The sequence below is a fragment of the Rickettsiales bacterium Ac37b genome, from assembly GCA_000746585.2.
Lineage (GTDB): Bacteria > Pseudomonadota > Alphaproteobacteria > Rickettsiales > Arcanibacteraceae > Ac37b.
In genome coordinates, this window is record CP009217.2 from 1724290 (window position 1) to 1741194 (window position 16905).

A 16905-nucleotide genomic window follows, 5' to 3' on the forward strand; every position below is an offset into this window, starting at 1 on the left:
TAAATTGCTGGTAAATACAATATTCTACATCTTGAATTTTTATAATATCTAAATATAATTACAATTCTTTAATTATTATACGTTATTATTAATATATTAATAATACATAAAAGATAATAATATGCTTAATGTGACAATAGATGGAAAAAATATATCAAAGTTAATGGAAGAAAAAGCTTTTAAATTATTAAAAGAGGAAAAATATAAGGATGCGTATGAATTACTATTACAATTAAAAGAGAGAAATAGTGATTTAGACAAGGTAAATTTTGCCTTAGGCTTTATTTGTGAATTAGAGGCAGTAGAAGGTGTAAATATAGAATTAGCACAATTATATTATACTAAAGCTATGGAATTTGGAAGTATAGAAGCAAAAATACGTATGGCTTTTTTGGCTGAAAAAGGCAAAATTTCCAATAATTATGAAGCATATAGTTTATATAAAGAAACTGTAGATTACTATAGGTTATCTAAGGAGAAGTTATCTCACGATGAGCTTGTGCTACTGGAAAAAAATATGGCATTTGTTTACTATCGTCTTGGTAAAATATATGAAAAATCCATGATCCTTAATGATGAGTGGCATATAAAAGAAAAAAATCTTAACGATGCTTTGGAAGCATATACTGTATCACGTAGACTATATAGTAAACATAATCTTAACAATTTAGATAAAGCTAAAGTATTAAATAAAATTGGCTGGCTAAGATACACAATATTTTTGGAAAAAAATGATTGGAATGGTATTAATAAGCCTCCTAGAGAACTCAAAATTATTGAAAAAATATTTAATCGATCAGAAGAGTTAGGTAATAAAGAAGCAACAGTTGGCTTATTGAATATACAAGCTGCAACGCATTCTTTCATAAATTATACACCATATCTAAATATAGAACTAGCAAAATCTTTAATAAATAAAGCTTTAAATATAGAACCTAATCATCTGCCTACACTGTTACTTGCAGCTGAAATTGAAACTATAGTACCCACATATGAAGACCATAAATTAGCTTTAGATTTTATAAGACGAGCTTTAAAAATTGATTCTGCAAATCAAAAAGTAAGAAAAAAATTTGATGAAATTATTGGGTACCAATCTAGATATTTTGCTAATTCTCTGGAGCAGGAGCTTAAAAACTCTGTGAAGGAGATAATAAAAAATGCAGTAAAAAAAGGGGCTTCGCATGATACTAAAAATAAAAGCCAAAGATTACAAGAAATATTTTTTCCTGAAGGATATATTTCAGCAAATTGGTTAACAAAACAAACCTATACTCAGATGTTTATTGATAAGCATTTTGAAGACAATATGGTACGTTTTGTAACAATATTAGTAGAAATAATCAATACAAATAAATTATTTATTGAATTATATCAACCAGCTGATCAGAAAAATCTATCTAAGCAAATAGTAAATAGTTTGTTAGACAGTGATACAAATATTAACTTAATAAAATTTATTGTTAAAACTGATAAAATCAACCAGCTTGAAAAAGATCATTTAGATCAAAAAATTACCAGTCAATTTAAGCTTTTTTATAATCTAACAAACAATACACCGAAAGAAAATTTATTATTTACCAGGGAAGAGCATCAATGGATTAACGCCCAGGAGGAATTTATAAAATTATTTTGTGAGAAATTTAGGATAGGAAGAAATGCTATAGAGTCGATCGCAAAAGGTAAGGCACTTGCAATTCCAGATAGTGTGGGTAAATTGAAAGATGCATTAGATCGAGGAATGATATTACTCAATGTACCACCTTTATCCTATTTAGGAAATACTTTGGGAGGAAATTCTTGGTTATATGCACTCACCACCTTTGTAACTGATTATGTTTATAACAGTTATAAACAGGCTATTATTTCAAGTTTTGTAGAGATGGATAAAATATTACCTCGCGGAGAAGATGCTAGTAATTTAATATTAATGATTGCAAAAGAAATAGCATCTAAATATTCTCCACAAATTGCAAACATTAAAGACTATAAATCTTTAGATTTATTAACTGAAGTAACGATAGAACGTATTATGTCTTATGTGATCGCAGAGACGAGTATGGTTAAATATATTAAAGAGGGTATTAGCAATAAAATAAATAAGGCCTTAAATTTTGTACGTGGTAATACTCAGGAATTGAAAGCAGTAAATGCAAAACAGTTATTATATGAAGGTATTTGGTATGGCAAATCCTCTAATGAAGATAGACGTATACAAACCTTTACAGAGCAACAAGAGTTTGGAGATAATTGGATAATAGACGAGATTTGGGAAAAAACAGGTATTATTACTAAGGATAAAAGAATTTTTGGTAATGTAGAAAATATTAAAAAATATGGCTGTGCAATTGGTGATGATTTAGACCTTAATATTCGAAAATTACAACCTATTGATCAATCAAAACTTAATTTAGAACTTAAAGAAATACTAGATAATACTTATGCCAAGCAAATAAAGATAAATTTGATAGTAGAGCAACGGCTTGATAATAATAAGAATAAATTAGAGAATAGTAAAAATATGACTAACGATAAAACTTATAATTTACTATTTGCCAAGGGAATGATAAGTATAGGTTTAGTATTTTTAATACTTTCAGTAATGATTATGTTTATACCATTATTATCGGTATTCAGTAGTATTGCTCCTGGATTAATATTATCAGGAGGCTTATTACTGTGTACAGGCATAATATTTGGAAAAAATGTTACCGATAGTACTAGGGAAAAGGATAATAACTATCAACCATCTATGAATTCTGAAGATAAAGCTCCTAAAGGGAAAGAAATAAAAAAAGAAAAAATTAAAGGCCCCACCCCTTTGGATGGCTATAATATGCAAAATGGTAAAGATGATAAATTTAAAGCTTATTCTATGCTCAGGTAATATTAAGTTTTTTCAGAAATTAGATGTATAGCTGCTCATCCACTTAGTTCTTCATATTTGGTAATACTATCATTACTTAAAATTGTATTATGATTAGAGCGTTAACTATTTATTGTAAAATATATGTAATAATTAATGAAATATTAAAAATTAAATTATGGTTTATATCATGCAAGAGCAATTATCCAAACTAGTAGAAGAAGGAAAGTTTTCTGAATTCAAAGATTTTATTGAACAAAATAATATTGATGTCAATGCTCCAATTGATAAGGATGACAATAGCTTGTTACATATTGCAACGAAAGAACTTATTTAATGTCAGCTGCACGGGATGGGCGTTTAGAAATATCAAAGTTACTAATTAAAAATGGTGCTGATGTAAATGCTATATCTAGCTATCAAGAAACTCCTTTAATGTGGGCTGTGAAAAATGGATATTTAGAAGTATTAAAATTCTTTATAGAGAAGGGGGCAGATATTACCATATTGGATATGGTTACATTAAGAAAGGGAGTAAAAGTTTTAGCTAGTGCAGAACCAAAAGAGCTATCTATTAAAGCTTTTAAGTATTATTTAGAAAAAGAAACCGATTCATATTCAAAGTAAGAAATAATTAATTAGTCAGCAGATTTCTAAGTTATCGAAATATTATATAGAAGAAGCTTTATATAAAGATTTAAATAATATTGATAGACCAAATCCATCAAAACCAAAACATAGGTAAATTAAAACAATAATTCCTAGAATTATGGTATTACCATTGTTAGGCTTCTGTGCACAAAATTATAGCTTTTTAATTTGAATTAGGTGCACAGAACTAAAGTTTTTTCTAATATAGTAAATTGATTTGCAGCCGGGACGTTGTCGCATCAAAGCTCTCCTACTAATTGTAGGCTTTGCTTTATCTGCCCTTGTCCCAAATACAACTTAATTTACTATATATATTTTTTTAAAATATAAAAAGCCTACAATATTAGAGAATAATGAGTTACCTAGTTATTTTAAATGCTTTATCTATTAAAAGGTCTGATATCTGACCTAATTCTATTTGTGAAGTCAAAGGGCATTTTTCTTCTAAGTTTTCATCAAAAGTCTTAGCACCATTTTCGCATGTTAAAGCAATAAAACTTTCTAAAAACATATATAAATTTACTATCTTATAGGAATGTATACACATAAATAACTTCATTTTTGTACAAAGCATTTTAAACATTGCTTGATTTTTAAATAATATTGCTAAATATGTTGCAACTGCATACTGCATCATATCAAAGCCTCCTGATAAATCTATTTCTTCAGTATTAAAATTAATTAATAATGGTTTATCAATGATATCAAGGAACCCTTGTAAATTGTTTTCCATTATGGCTACTATTAAATTTTTATATGATTCAACAGAATTTATATCCTTCATGTGATTTTTCATTTTTATATCTCCATAAAATTTATAAGCGAAATTTCAGGAGGTTTTTACAAAATAATTTTTGTATTGTAAAGAGTATAATAATAAAAAATACAAATATTTTTTGTATTTTTAATCTAATTTTTATTATTTGCAGAAAAATTACAAAAATTTCTTGTAAAATTTAGAAAATTTATATTGTTTTATACTAATTTATTATAACGTCTATGCAATATTATTACGATAACACAAGCGAATTTTTATGAAAAGTTATGATATATGATTGACATGATTTTAATTTCTTTGTAAAAATCTTATAAATTTTTATGATAGGATAATAAAATACATGGAAGAATCTAAAATTTTAAATAGTTTTGGCGAAAGAGTACAATATATTAGATCATTAACTGGGTTAAGCAGGGCAGGATTTTGTACAAAGATAGGTATCTCTGTCCATAGCTTATGTAGTTGGGAATTAAAACGTTCTATTCCTTCTATGAAAAGTATTAATAATTTTATAGAAGCAGTAAAACTTATTGGTGTAGATTGTGATTATCAATGGCTTGTAAATGGCATAGGTAGTTTACCGATGCAAGAATTTAACTTAACCCATGATGATTTACAATATTTAGAGCTCTTAAGTAATAATGCAACTTTTATATCTTATGTAGATAAAGAAGAAGTGTTCCAATATGTGAATGAAAAATATAGTGAAGTATTTAATACCCCTCCTAGAGAAATTATAGGTAAAAAAATGCTAGATCTAATAGGAGACCAAGGATACGCTGTATGTAAACCTTATATCAAGAAGGTTTTAGCTGGGGAAGAAGTTGCTTTTGGTTACCCATGGAAATTTAAAGAAGGTATATATAGGTTATTAAATTTCCGTTATGTGCCGGCTAGAAACTCTTCAGGAAAGATTAAAGGCTTTTATTCTTTTATGGCAGATGGTCAAATTGTATTTGATCAAAATAATCATTCCATTTTTTCCATAACACCAAGCTTTTCTCAAATTTTACCTCAAATTTCTGATATTCCTGTTGGAAAACTTCCTTATAATCACAGTTTATATTGCCAAGCTTTTGAAACCGTTGCTAAATTATTAGAAGAATATAGCATACATTATGATCTAAACACTATTACTCAAATTGCACATAATGTGTATGCATATGCATTACATACTAATAGCACTACTATAAAAACTGGCTACACTGAAGGAATTATCAAAACAGCGGTTTCCGCTGGGTTATTAAGTGCTATCAATAGGTAACATAAATATCAGCTATTAGAGTTCTTAGCATCTAATTATTATAAATCGATTTTTGATTCTTTTGTCTAGAAATGATAGCCTTGGTTTTTACTAATAATAGATGTATTTAATATAGCAATAAGAAGAAAATATCGTACAGGTACCAAGTTTATTTTATTAAAATTGACAGCATCAATACTAAATGAGATAAAAAATATTTATAGTAAAATATAAAAAATTGATGAGGAATAAAAATGAAGATTTTTGGTAAAAATGTTGTTACAGCTATGCTTGAAACGATTCATAGTTCCTTAAATGAGTATTTAGGTACGAAAGCAAATTTTGTGTATGGAATGATGGGAGGCTTTTTATCAATGCATTTTTCTAAACAATATGAACAAGCATTTATTAAATTGCTCTTTCCATTATTTGCAGGACCAATAGTTGAAGCTGAACGTAAATTTGAAGAAAAGGTAATAATGCCTCATATGGCGCCTCAACATGCAGATTATGCTCATATATTAGCTCCTCTTGTGACCACTTTATTTTCCGATAATCAATATCTAGCGGGAACAATAGCAGGAGTAGGGGATTATTTTTTGCTTCGATGTTATGACTCTCATAATAAGGTAGATATAGTAATAGGTCTTGCTGGAGTAATTGGAGGAGGTTTAATAAGTGAATATTTTGAAAATTGAATTTTCTTTCAAATTAAGAAAATGAAGTAAGCTTTAGTTATATTTTGGTATTGATTATAAAATTTTATACATTATACTCTCTAGGTTTTTTACCAAATTAGGTGCATCGGGCCTAGAATGATTTTTAAATTTTAAGTTAGGCAATATATGAAATTAGGCGAAAAAATCAAATGTGAAAATAATGTTTTATCATTAGCTATTTTGGGTATATTAATTGCTATAGGGCTTACTATGCTAGGCTATTTAGTAGGGCAAAGTTTTTTTAAAGCAAAACAATTAGATCGTGTAGTTACTGTTAAAGGATTATCAGAAAAGATGGTAGAAGCAGATCTTGCGGTTTGGCCAATTACTATCAAAGGAGTGGACAATGATTTACAGCAACTTAATGCTAAAATTGAACAAGATTGTAAAAAAGTAAAAGACTATTTAATACAACTTGGCTTTGCCAATGAGGAAGTTGAATTAAGCCAGTATAGTGTAAAAGATCTAATGGCTCAAGAATATCGTAATAAAGAGCTGGAAAATGGTAGATACATTATTACCGCAAGTGTTACCTTAAAAAGCAATAAAGTTAAACTAGTTAAAGAGGCTTATCAGCAAATTGCATCCTTAATAAAAGAAGGGATACTGATAGATGTTGGTGATGATTACTCCTATAAAGGTCCTCTTTACCAATTTACAAAATTTAATGAATTAAAATTATTAATGCTTACTGAAGCAATCAAAAATTCTAAAGAAGCGGCTAATAAATTTGCAGAGGACTCAAACAGTCAACTAGGTATGATTAAAACGGCTAATCAGGGAGTTTTTTCTATGGTTGCTGTTAATAGTAGTGAGGTATATTCTAATAGTAATAAAGATGAAATATCAAGTATTCACAAAAAGATTAGGGTAGTAATTACTGTAGACTATTATTTAAATTAAGATATAGCAGCACTGCTTTATAGTAAAAACAGTTGAAGTTTGATACTAAGTGATGAGGAGCTGGGTGAACATTGATCGACGCCGCAGGCAAATTCAGACGTTTTTACTATAGTGTTAAAATGGCTAGCTATTTTCGCTACAGCTAACCGATAATAGTTTTGAGATATCCTTGTGTGGCCCAATTTATGATTTTCTGATCCCTAGTAATCAAAGTGCTAGCAAGCTCTCTGGTAGTAGATATAATTAAACAATCTGCAGGATCTCCTTGAAATCCTCCAGGTAACATTATGCTTTCTGCTGCTATATTAGCATTAATATCTAATACAGTTAAGCCTTCTATTTTTTCAATATTAGTTAAGAAATCTGCTATTCTACCATAGACATTAATTCTTTTTTTGCTAATGAGCATAGCTATTTCCCATAAAGTAATTGAAGAAATATACAAATTATCTGAATTTTGAGCATCAGCAATGATATCTTTTATTTTGTTTGTAAGGTTAGTAGGATCAAGTAAACTCCAAATTAGTATATGAGTATCAAGTATAATTTTTTCATTCATGCTCAGCATTCCATTTTATATCTGATAATTCTAATATATTATCTATAATTTTTGCTTTGCCTTTCATCAATCCAAAAATAGAAATTTTAATGTTACGATTAATAGGAATAATCCTAGCGATAGGTGTGCCTCTTTTAGTAATGAGGAGATGATCATTAGTTTTTTGCATTTCTTCTAATAATTGATAACAGTGGGTTTTAAGTTCACCGATAGGTGTAATAATTTCCATAAGATCCTACAACATTAATTTATATATAATAAATATATAATATGTATAATTATAAGTCAATATACTTAATAATAGGTCTAATAGTTTATTTACAATAGGGATATAAAATTTTAGGTATAAGTTTCTTTCGTACCATATAGGAATCTACTGAAAATTTGCCTGCTCCAGCTAGTATAAAACTAACATAAAAAACTATCATTAACATGGGATATTCCCAGCCACCTCCAGGATTAACCCATGTAAATCCGTCAAGAAAGTGATGTCCTAAAATAGTAGCTATTAAAAAATAAAGAGCTGCACCAAGCGCAGCTAGACGAGTTATGATTCCAAGTCCAATACCAATAGCAATGGCTAATTCACACAATCCAGCCAATAATACAATAAGATCTGTATTAAAAGTAACTCCTAGTTGAATAAATACATTTATTAAATGATAATATGATGCTCTACCTGCAAACAATTTTTCAGTAAAATGTCCAACCATATCAAAACCAAAATACATACGTAATAATGTCATTTGCCATAATAGTTTATTGTGCCATATTTTTACTAGATAGCCTTCTGAAGGATATTTTAAATCATTATAAATATAGTCAGCAATTTGACATAAAAAAGCTATGAATATAAAAATAGAAGGTATTGATACAGTTGTAACAGAATGCATAGCTGAAATACGCCACATTATTAAAAATGCAAAACAAGAAATAAGGTATCCAATCGTAAAATCTTTAGGTATAACAAAATAATGAACCAAAAAAGCCAGGAGAATAAAAAATAAAGAAAAAAATGCTGCATAGTCAGGTATTTTTTTATCTATAAAAATAGCATGCAATACACAACATACTAATATTAACAGCCCTGAACGTATTAACATAGATGATAATTTATTAGTATCATGCAAGAACATAAATATAACCTATTTTAAATAATAAGATTAAAAAATAATAATAGTTATTCAATATATAAAGTAAAATATTGTTAAGAAAAAAATGCTAGCGTAATATAATTTAATATTAATGGTAATTAAGTATTATTGTTATGATTAGTAATAACATATTAATAAAAAATTAAGAATATATATTGAACTATTTTTTATTTCGATACTTCCCTTAAATAGATTGAGCTGTTATATTCATTAATAACTTGTACAAAATTAAGGTATTGATTTTTATATTCATTACATGTAGTGGTAAACACTACAATTTTACATACGTCTTAAAAGGATTATCATGATTACTAGAATTATATTTATATTAATATTATTAGCATATTCTATTACTTCAAATGCGGATGAAATCAAAGAAGAGGATGTTAAAGTTTTATCAGCGAGCTCAATATTTAAACCATTAATAGCTGATCCTAAATGGCCTAGATTTACTATTGCATATCAACGTTATATAAGAGGCCCTTTTGCTAAAAATGTTTTCTCTCCTAATTTTGGGGCAGCATTACCCCTGGCCATATACGAAGCTGAAAATGGAATAAAATATGAAATTAGCGTACATGGTGGCATTTTTTCAACCATGGATATTGGCTCAAGTCCTACTAGATTAATAAATGCCGATTATATGGGAGGATTAGCTCTTACTATAAAAAATAATAAATTTGATTATATAGTTAGAGGATATCATACTAGCTCTCATGTAGGCGATGAATTATTGCTTAGCCGAGATGGACAAAAAATTAAAAGAATTAATCTAAGTTATGAAACTGTTGAAGCAATTTTTGCATATAATTTCAGCGATGGGTTAAGGCCTTTCATTGGAGGAGGATACATCGTGCATGCTGAACCTAAGAATTTTAAATCTGCAGAATTAATAGTTGGTGCTGATTATCGACATACGGAATATTATATCATGGGATATGCTAGACCTATTGCAGGTATATATTCAAAAACTTCTAAAAATTATGGCTGGCATCCTAATATTTCTTTAAAGGCAGGGATGGAATTTAAAGATAAATTTGCAATGGGTAAGCAGTTACAATTTTTATTAGAATACTATAATGGTAGATCAATACATGGACAATTTTATAAGAAGAAAGAACATTATATAGGAACGAGTATAAATATGAATTTTTAGATTCTCTATTTATGGTTCTTAGCACCTAATTTTGCACAGAGCATATTTTTAGAGGCTTTTGAGCAAAAATTATAGTTTGGTTTGCAACAATATCCGTTTATATTGTAAAAATCAAACTATCATTTGCAGACAAAAGAATCAAAAACGGGTTATAACAATTAGGTACAAATAAAAACCTAGCGATGCATTGATGATTTAGCTCCAAATGATTGGCGATTTAAATTATGTACATATGTAGGATTGAAATCGGCAGCTATTGGTATTTCTTTTGCTGCTAAACTCACTTTTAAGCTATTATGAAATTCTGATAATTCTTTTAAGATGTTAAATAAAAGTTCATTTTCAATTACCCCACCATGGAAAATAAAATTCCTTTTTTTTCTAAAATTATTTGTATCATTCGTATTATTAGAAATTATATAAAATGGTGCGTTTGATATCAAATTTTCTCTGATTCTCTCTAAATTAATATTCAAAGCACTCAACTCTTCTGCCGCTGCAATTTTCTCTAAAAGAGGGAATGCTCTATAAGCCCCAAGAAAAGTACCAATATTATCATAGGTTTTATAAAAATGAATAAGTTCATATATTATATATTGTTTTTGCTTATCAGAAAGATCTGTAAATTTAGTAGTCAGAGTTACGAAAGCAGCAGATAGTAATGCAAGATTATCAATTTTTTGATTTTTTAAGAATGTTATTATCTCAAGACTTTGATCCATAGTATAAACATATATTAAGCCGCTAGAAATGGTTTGTACATTTTCCTGAAAAAATAATGATGAATTTTTTGCAATAAGTAATTGTAGTAAACTTATTTGCTGAGCAATTGAAAGCTCCTCTCTGAGTAAAATTAAATCTTCGAAAGCTACTGTATAACGGTAATCATTTTTAACTATTAAGCCAGGTGTATGAGTAGCGTAATAATCTTCTGGAATTAAAGAAATCAATGTTTGAAGTTTTTCAAAACCCAAACCAGCAAATAATTTGACTATTAAATCTTTGAACTCTATATCTGGCATAAATTTTGTAAAGAAATCATTTTCAAATAAGTCAGATAAAATTTTATCATATTCTTCGGAAGAATATCGAAATTTATCAACCAATTTCCAAATTATTTTATCTAGCATAGAATCAGTTAAGCCTAGAAAGTCTAAATGCAGTTCGGCAAGAAAATTGGATAATTGCAAATTTTTATGACTAAATTCTTTATAGATAATTTTATCACAATATTTATAAAATTCTTTATGTATATAAAATAAAATTTTTTCAGAAAAATCTTCTTTTATTTGCAGATGTAGAGCTTGTTGGGTAGGGTCTAGATCATATATAGCAAATTCATTAGAATTTTCAACAGTTAACCTTATAAAATCCGCCAGTGCTTCACCATTATTGAGGTTAGGTAAATAATCAAGAGCTGATTGTAAAGCATAATTCTTACTGGAAAAAGCAGCATTCACTTGCTGAGGTTTAGCTCCATAAAGAGCTAAATAAGTTATTAAAGAATTCTTTAATAAATTTAATAGTTTTTTCATAATATATCTTCGGATCAAAATTTTTTAATATATTAATATAATTTATTTTATTACATTATCAATAACATATTAATTTTTATTAATGAAGTAATTATTCAATTAAGTTAAACAATTTACTATAGCAAATCCAATTTCAAATAATACGAGGCGTGATGCAGAAAGCGTAGAAATACTATTATAGGCAACGGACAGCAAAGTAATATTTAAATTGCCACAGCTATAACTGCGTCACGAATTCAAATCAAATTACTATAAAATTAATACCACGGTTATTTTGCCTTAAAATATATAAGACTCTCCGTGATAAGAACCTAAGTTTTTATATTTTTTATAGCTTTAAGAATTTAGAATAGATTTAGATTTTCTTATACCATCAGATTTTAGTTGTCCACAAGCTGCTAAAATATCGCGGCCTCTTGGAGTTCTAATAGGGGAGGCATAACCTGCTGATTGTACAATTGCAGCAAAAGCTTCTATTTGCTGCCAATCTGAACATTCATAATTGCTACCTGGCCATGGATTAAAAGGTATTAAATTAATTTTGGCTGGAATACCTTTAATTAATTTAACTAAGGCTTTAGCATCATGGATAGAATCATTGATATTTTTAAGCATTACATATTCAAAAGTGATACGTCTTGCATTACTGCCAGCAGGATAATTACGACAAGCATCAAGTAAAGTTTTAATGGGATATTTTTTATTAATAGGCATTATTTCATCACGTAATTCATCGGTAACAGCGTGTAAAGAAATAGCCAGATTTACGCCAAGCTCCTGTCCACATTTTTCTATTAACGGCACAACTCCAGAAGTAGATAGAGTAATTCTACGCTTTGAAATAGACAATCCTTCATGATCCATCATAATTTTTAGAGCTAAAGCCACATTTTCATAATTGAACAATGGTTCACCCATTCCCATCATCACAATATTGGAGATCATTCTACCTTCACGCCCTGCTGGCCATTCATTCATTAAATCAAGCGCAACAATTAATTGGCTTACAATTTCGCCTGCTGTTAAATTTCTTACTAATTTTTGTGTGCCTGTATGACAAAATTTACAAGTTAATGTACATCCCACCTGAGAGGATATACACAATGTACCACGAGTTTCATCCGGTATATAAACTGTCTCAGCTTCTTCGCCATCTGCAAATTTTAAAAGCCATTTGCGCGTTCCATCAAAAGAGATATAATCTTTAACAATTTTTGGCCTGGTAATAGAAAAATATTCAGAAAACTTATTTTGTAAATCTTTAGAGAAGTTAGTAATATCATTAAATTCTTTAATACCTTTATGGTAAATCCATTGCCATAACTGTTTGTTGCGGAAATTTTCTACTCCAATAGTAGATGTTTTAACTGCTAGCTCTGATTTTGATAATCCTATTAAGTTTGTATGCATAATTTGTAATGATATTGATAACTAGTTAATTTACTATAATCATTTTATTAAGCTAAAATTATGCTATGGTCAAGAGATGTTATTGATATAATACTATAAAACCAACATTGTTAGTCCATTTTAGTGGATATAGCAAAAAAGGTATATATGGGTATGATTAAATTATTTATTACAGAAAATCAAAAAACTATATAGCATGCCTAATCGGTAATTCTTCTATAATTTGCTGGAAATGTTTATTATTTCTATACAAACATTCCGCTACATTTTTTTGCAGCATTAACTAGAGTTCTATCTTGCATTAAACGCTCTACAAATGACATACTACATTTCATATTATTAGAAATGAAATTCTCTAAACCTATTGCAGCTTTACTTGTATTATTTGGAATAAATTTTTCTTCTACTTGCGCAGTTTGCCTCATTTCCTGTTCTGATTCGTCAATTATAACGAAGCTACGCTCTGGTTTATAATAATCCATGATTGCATTATATCCCTTTATAGGTAAAGCCATAGTATTGGCTACAACATTAATAAAATTATCTCCCATAGTCTCAAAATGTTTGTAACCAAAATAGATTAAGGCACTACTTGCAACTGAAGTAGTAGCACCTATACCATATTTATACATCCTATTTACAAAACAATTTTCAGGTAAGGTGTATCCAAACACTCTTTCAGCCGCCTTTATTCCAAAACCTGCTATTAATGAGAGAGGACCAGCCAAATAGTCAGGAACACTAATACCAGCTACTGCCAGAGGTAAAGCTTTGGTCATATTCTTTATATAACTTCCACATCCAAATCCTAACCCAAGCGCTAACCATGGAGCAGTGAATAATGAAACAGCTGCAGCAGTATATAAGCTTGTACCTAACATGAAATTGGTCCATGGGCGTTTATTATCATCCTTAATAAAGTTGTCATAAATACATGCGCCAATAGAAGCACCAACTACACACAAGGCTAATGTAGGATGTAATACCATAAAACCAATAGCACTTCCAATTAAAGCTATGTTTTTAGCATGTTTATATATGTTTGTTGTTGTTGCTAAAGCTCTAGAGATTGGCGTTGACTCAGGAGAAATGATGTCCTTAACGGCTTGCATATTATCATTATAAGTATCTTTTAAATATTTATAACTATTTCTTACATATTCTAATAAATTATTACGTGGTAGAGGCAATTCTGGACAAAATTCTACAGCATCCTTATTTATTATTACCCAATCATTTTCTTCATGAAACATAGAAGGCATTTCTATTTTAACAAAATCATCTTCATCTATTTCGTCTTCGTCTACTGTTACCCTAGCTACGCTATTATGTGCTTGAGATTCTAAAACTATGAAATCTTCTTCTTTAATTTCTACATCATTCTTCATTTCTAAAGATTGAGCTTTTTTACTATTTAAAGCAGGCTCAATTATTACAAAATCTTCTTCCAGAGAAGTTGTATTCTTAAACACATCTAGATTAATAAAACTGTTATTAGGTGTAGCCATTATGTTCACGTATTTAGGGTTTAATATTAAATTTTTTGCATTATAAATATAATAATTATGTTTGTCAACAATTATTAATTTTTGTTAATAAATATAGTAAGTTAAGTATAATACAATGAGACTATATACAGGAGTGTTAATAAAGTCTTTATTAGCAATCTTTTGACCTAATTTTATACTACATCATTACCAGAAGATAAAAAATCCTTGAATGTTTTTATCAATTACGCTAAATTCTATTTAATAATTAACTTAAAAATACTAAAGGATATAATAATGTATATAGGTATTCTTCAATTTATATGGATTTTTGCTGGGATGATATTTTTAGGTTGTGCAGAAGTATCTGCTAAAATTAATACTCTTTCATCTAAAGAGTGTGAAAACATGGTAGTCACTGGGGTAATTACTAACAATAATCCTGTAAGTTGTGATCGTTTAAGGCGTGTTAGTTTTAAGTATATAAATTTTGAAGGGAATGTTGGAGAAGGGAATATTGTTGTATTTGATGCTGTAGCAGAACAAGCTGTAGGGATTTTTTCTGAATTATTTAAACTCCGTTTTCCAATACAGAAAGCAATTGTAATGGAAAATTATCAAGGTAATGATGAATTATCTATGATTGATAATAATACTTCCGCTTTTAATGGCCGCCCTACCACAGGAGGTAGTTCTTGGTCAAAGCATGCTTATGGCGTTGCCATTGATATTAATCCTCTACAAAATCCCTATATCTCGTTTCAGGAAGATGGTTCAGCTAAGATATATCCGCCAGCTAGCGCTGAATTGTTTGTCAATAGAAGTAATCTACGTCCAGGTAAAAAGGAACGGGCCGGTATGGTTGAAAATATAGTTGATGTTTTTGCAAGGCATGGTTTTATAAGATGGGGAGGGGAATGGGATACTCCAATTGATTATCATCACTTTGAAATAGGGAGTCAAGATTTTGTAAATGAACTGCTCAGTCAATCCCCTGATGTTGCTCTTCAAACTTTTAATCGTTATGCTAAAGATTATAACGATTGCCTTTTAGCTAATAAAGAAAAACCTGAAACAGAAAGATATATCATTTGCGTAGAGAAAGTGCGTAAATAAGGCCCTTAACAATAGCCAAAGTATTAAGACTCTTTTATTCTTTCTCTAGGCACCCATAGCAAAGACAGAAATGATATAGCTGCGACGCAATTTAAATATTGCTTTGTTGTTCGTTGCCTACAAAGCATTTCTATGCTTCGCGCCTCACTTCTAGTCCCAAATACAACTTAATTTACTATAACACTTGATTTATCAAATTATTAATGATAGTTAAGTAAATATGTGTAATTCTATGGATAATATGGTTATATGAGTTATAAAATTGCTGTAGTAGGTGCTACTGGTAACGTGGGAAGAGAGATGCTTAATATTTTAGCAGAACGTCAATTCCCAGTTAAAGAATTAGTAGCTTTAGCATCAAGAGATTCACTGGGTAAAGAGCTCAGCTTTGGTGAAAAAGATATAGTAAAGGTTCAAGCTTTAGACGGTTACGATTTTTCTGGTACTAATATAGCGTTATTTTCGCCAGGTGCTTCTATATCAAAACATTATGCTCCTATTGCTGCAAAATCTGGATGTATTGTAATTGATAATACCTCTTATTTTCGTATGCATAATGATATACCATTAGTGGTAACTGAGGTAAATCCAAACGATATAGCTCTCTATAATAAAACTAATATTATTTCCAATCCTAATTGTACTACAATTCAAATGCTAGTTGCTCTTAAACCTATAGATGAGATAGGTGATATAAAGCGTATAGTGGTTTCTACTTATCAATCAGTATCGGGAGCAGGTAAGGAAGCTATGGATGAACTATACAACCAAACTAAGAATATTTTAATGTTTCAAGGTGTTACTTCTAATAAATTTTCTAAACAAATTGCTTTTAATATTATACCTCATATAGATGATTTCCTAAATGACGGCTACACTAAAGAAGAACACAAAATAATGAACGAAACAAAAAAAATTATGGGCAAGAATATAGAGGTAACCGCTACTTGCATACGAGTACCTGTTTTTGTAGGACACGGTATTTCTGTTAACATAGAATGTAATAATAATATTAGTGAAAATGAATTAATACAAGCCTTAGAGGATGCACCTGGTATTGTAGTATTAAATAATAATGAGGAGGGGGGGTATGCTACTCCTATTGATGTAGTGCAAGATGATTATGTATATGTTTCACGCATAAGACGTGATAAAACACTTAAAAATGCTTTTAACCTTTGGATTGTGTCAGATAATTTACGTAAAGGGGCAGCTTTAAATGCTATACAAATCGCTGAATTATTAACTAAAAATTATTCAATATAGTATAAACTATATTTATATCTGTGATTATATAACCGCATCTTAAACCCAATAAGAACTGTAGG

16 protein-coding genes are annotated in these 16905 nt (G+C 29.1%); 9 read left to right on the forward strand and 7 right to left on the reverse strand.

The genetic code is table 11. From position 1 onward, the window contains the following. The first annotated feature begins 121 nt into the window (after positions 1-121). From NOVO_08505 to NOVO_08515, 3 genes are all read left to right on the forward strand, one after another. Entirely contained in the window at positions 122-2887 is a 2766-nt protein-coding gene (locus tag NOVO_08505) for a hypothetical protein (GenBank protein ID AIL66021.1), read from the forward strand. A 157-nt stretch (positions 2888-3044) separates the two neighbouring features. Continuing rightward, entirely contained in the window at positions 3045-3203 is a 159-nt protein-coding gene (locus NOVO_08510) for a hypothetical protein (protein AIL66022.1), read from the forward strand. After that, positions 3203-3493, forward strand: a complete 291-nt coding sequence (locus tag NOVO_08515) for an Ankyrin repeat protein (GenBank protein ID AIL66023.1) — start codon at positions 3203-3205, stop codon at positions 3491-3493. The genes NOVO_08510 and NOVO_08515 overlap by 1 nt, the downstream gene beginning before the upstream one ends. Before the next feature lie 382 nt (positions 3494-3875). On the opposite strand, the gene NOVO_08520 is transcribed toward NOVO_08515, so the two are convergent. Continuing rightward, complete coding sequence (locus NOVO_08520) at positions 3876-4313, reverse strand: hypothetical protein (GenBank protein AIL66024.1); 438 nt, start codon at positions 4311-4313, stop codon at positions 3876-3878. 322 nt (positions 4314-4635) lie between these two features. Between NOVO_08520 and NOVO_08525 the strand changes: the two genes are divergently transcribed. From NOVO_08525 to NOVO_08535, 3 genes are all read left to right on the forward strand, one after another. Then, positions 4636-5559 (forward strand): PAS fold protein, encoded by a 924-nt coding sequence (locus NOVO_08525; GenBank protein AIL66025.1) that lies wholly within the window; start codon positions 4636-4638, stop codon positions 5557-5559. A 233-nt stretch (positions 5560-5792) separates the two neighbouring features. After that, the gene (locus tag NOVO_08530; protein AIL66026.1) at positions 5793-6236 is read left to right on the forward strand and encodes a hypothetical protein; all 444 of its coding nucleotides are present in this window, start codon (positions 5793-5795) and stop codon (positions 6234-6236) included. A 147-nt stretch (positions 6237-6383) separates the two neighbouring features. Next, the gene (locus tag NOVO_08535) at positions 6384-7160 is read left to right on the forward strand and encodes a hypothetical protein (protein AIL66027.1); all 777 of its coding nucleotides are present in this window, start codon (positions 6384-6386) and stop codon (positions 7158-7160) included. Positions 7161-7302: 142 nt separating this feature from the next. Here the strand turns inward: NOVO_08535 and NOVO_08540 are convergent, their stop codons facing one another. The 3 genes from NOVO_08540 to NOVO_08550 all read right to left on the reverse strand — a co-directional run bounded on the left by NOVO_08540 (position 7303) and on the right by NOVO_08550 (position 8855). Next, positions 7303-7719 (reverse strand): Ribonuclease VapC22, encoded by a 417-nt coding sequence (locus tag NOVO_08540; protein AIL66028.1) that lies wholly within the window; start codon positions 7717-7719, stop codon positions 7303-7305. Next, the gene (locus NOVO_08545; GenBank protein AIL66029.1) at positions 7712-7948 is read right to left on the reverse strand and encodes an antitoxin; all 237 of its coding nucleotides are present in this window, start codon (positions 7946-7948) and stop codon (positions 7712-7714) included. The genes NOVO_08540 and NOVO_08545 overlap by 8 nt, the downstream gene beginning before the upstream one ends. 85 nt (positions 7949-8033) lie before the next feature. After that, complete coding sequence (locus NOVO_08550; GenBank protein ID AIL66030.1) at positions 8034-8855, reverse strand: DoxX membrane protein; 822 nt, start codon at positions 8853-8855, stop codon at positions 8034-8036. Positions 8856-9177: 322 nt separating this feature from the next. Between NOVO_08550 and NOVO_08555 the strand changes: the two genes are divergently transcribed. Then, positions 9178-10029: a hypothetical protein gene (locus NOVO_08555; protein AIL66031.1), complete on the forward strand. Its 852-nt coding sequence runs from the start codon at positions 9178-9180 to the stop codon at positions 10027-10029. Between the two features lie 176 nt (positions 10030-10205). Here NOVO_08555 and NOVO_08560 read toward each other — a convergent pair whose 3' ends face one another. The 3 genes from NOVO_08560 to NOVO_08570 form a co-directional block, all read right to left on the reverse strand. After that, complete coding sequence (locus NOVO_08560; protein ID AIL66032.1) at positions 10206-11564, reverse strand: hypothetical protein; 1359 nt, start codon at positions 11562-11564, stop codon at positions 10206-10208. Positions 11565-11900: 336 nt separating this feature from the next. Next, entirely contained in the window at positions 11901-12974 is a 1074-nt protein-coding gene (gene rlmN / locus NOVO_08565; protein AIL66033.1) for a Ribosomal RNA large subunit methyltransferase N, read from the reverse strand. Between the two features lie 245 nt (positions 12975-13219). Continuing rightward, entirely contained in the window at positions 13220-14482 is a 1263-nt protein-coding gene (locus NOVO_08570) for a hypothetical protein (protein ID AIL66034.1), read from the reverse strand. A 276-nt stretch (positions 14483-14758) separates the two neighbouring features. On the opposite strand from NOVO_08570, the gene NOVO_08575 reads away from it, so the two are divergent. Next, positions 14759-15577, forward strand: coding sequence for a hypothetical protein (locus NOVO_08575; GenBank protein AIL66035.1), 819 nt, complete (start codon positions 14759-14761; stop codon positions 15575-15577). Between the two features lie 249 nt (positions 15578-15826). Further along, entirely contained in the window at positions 15827-16843 is a 1017-nt protein-coding gene (gene asd2 / locus NOVO_08580) for an Aspartate-semialdehyde dehydrogenase 2 (protein AIL66036.1), read from the forward strand. The last annotated feature ends 62 nt before the right edge of the window (positions 16844-16905 follow it).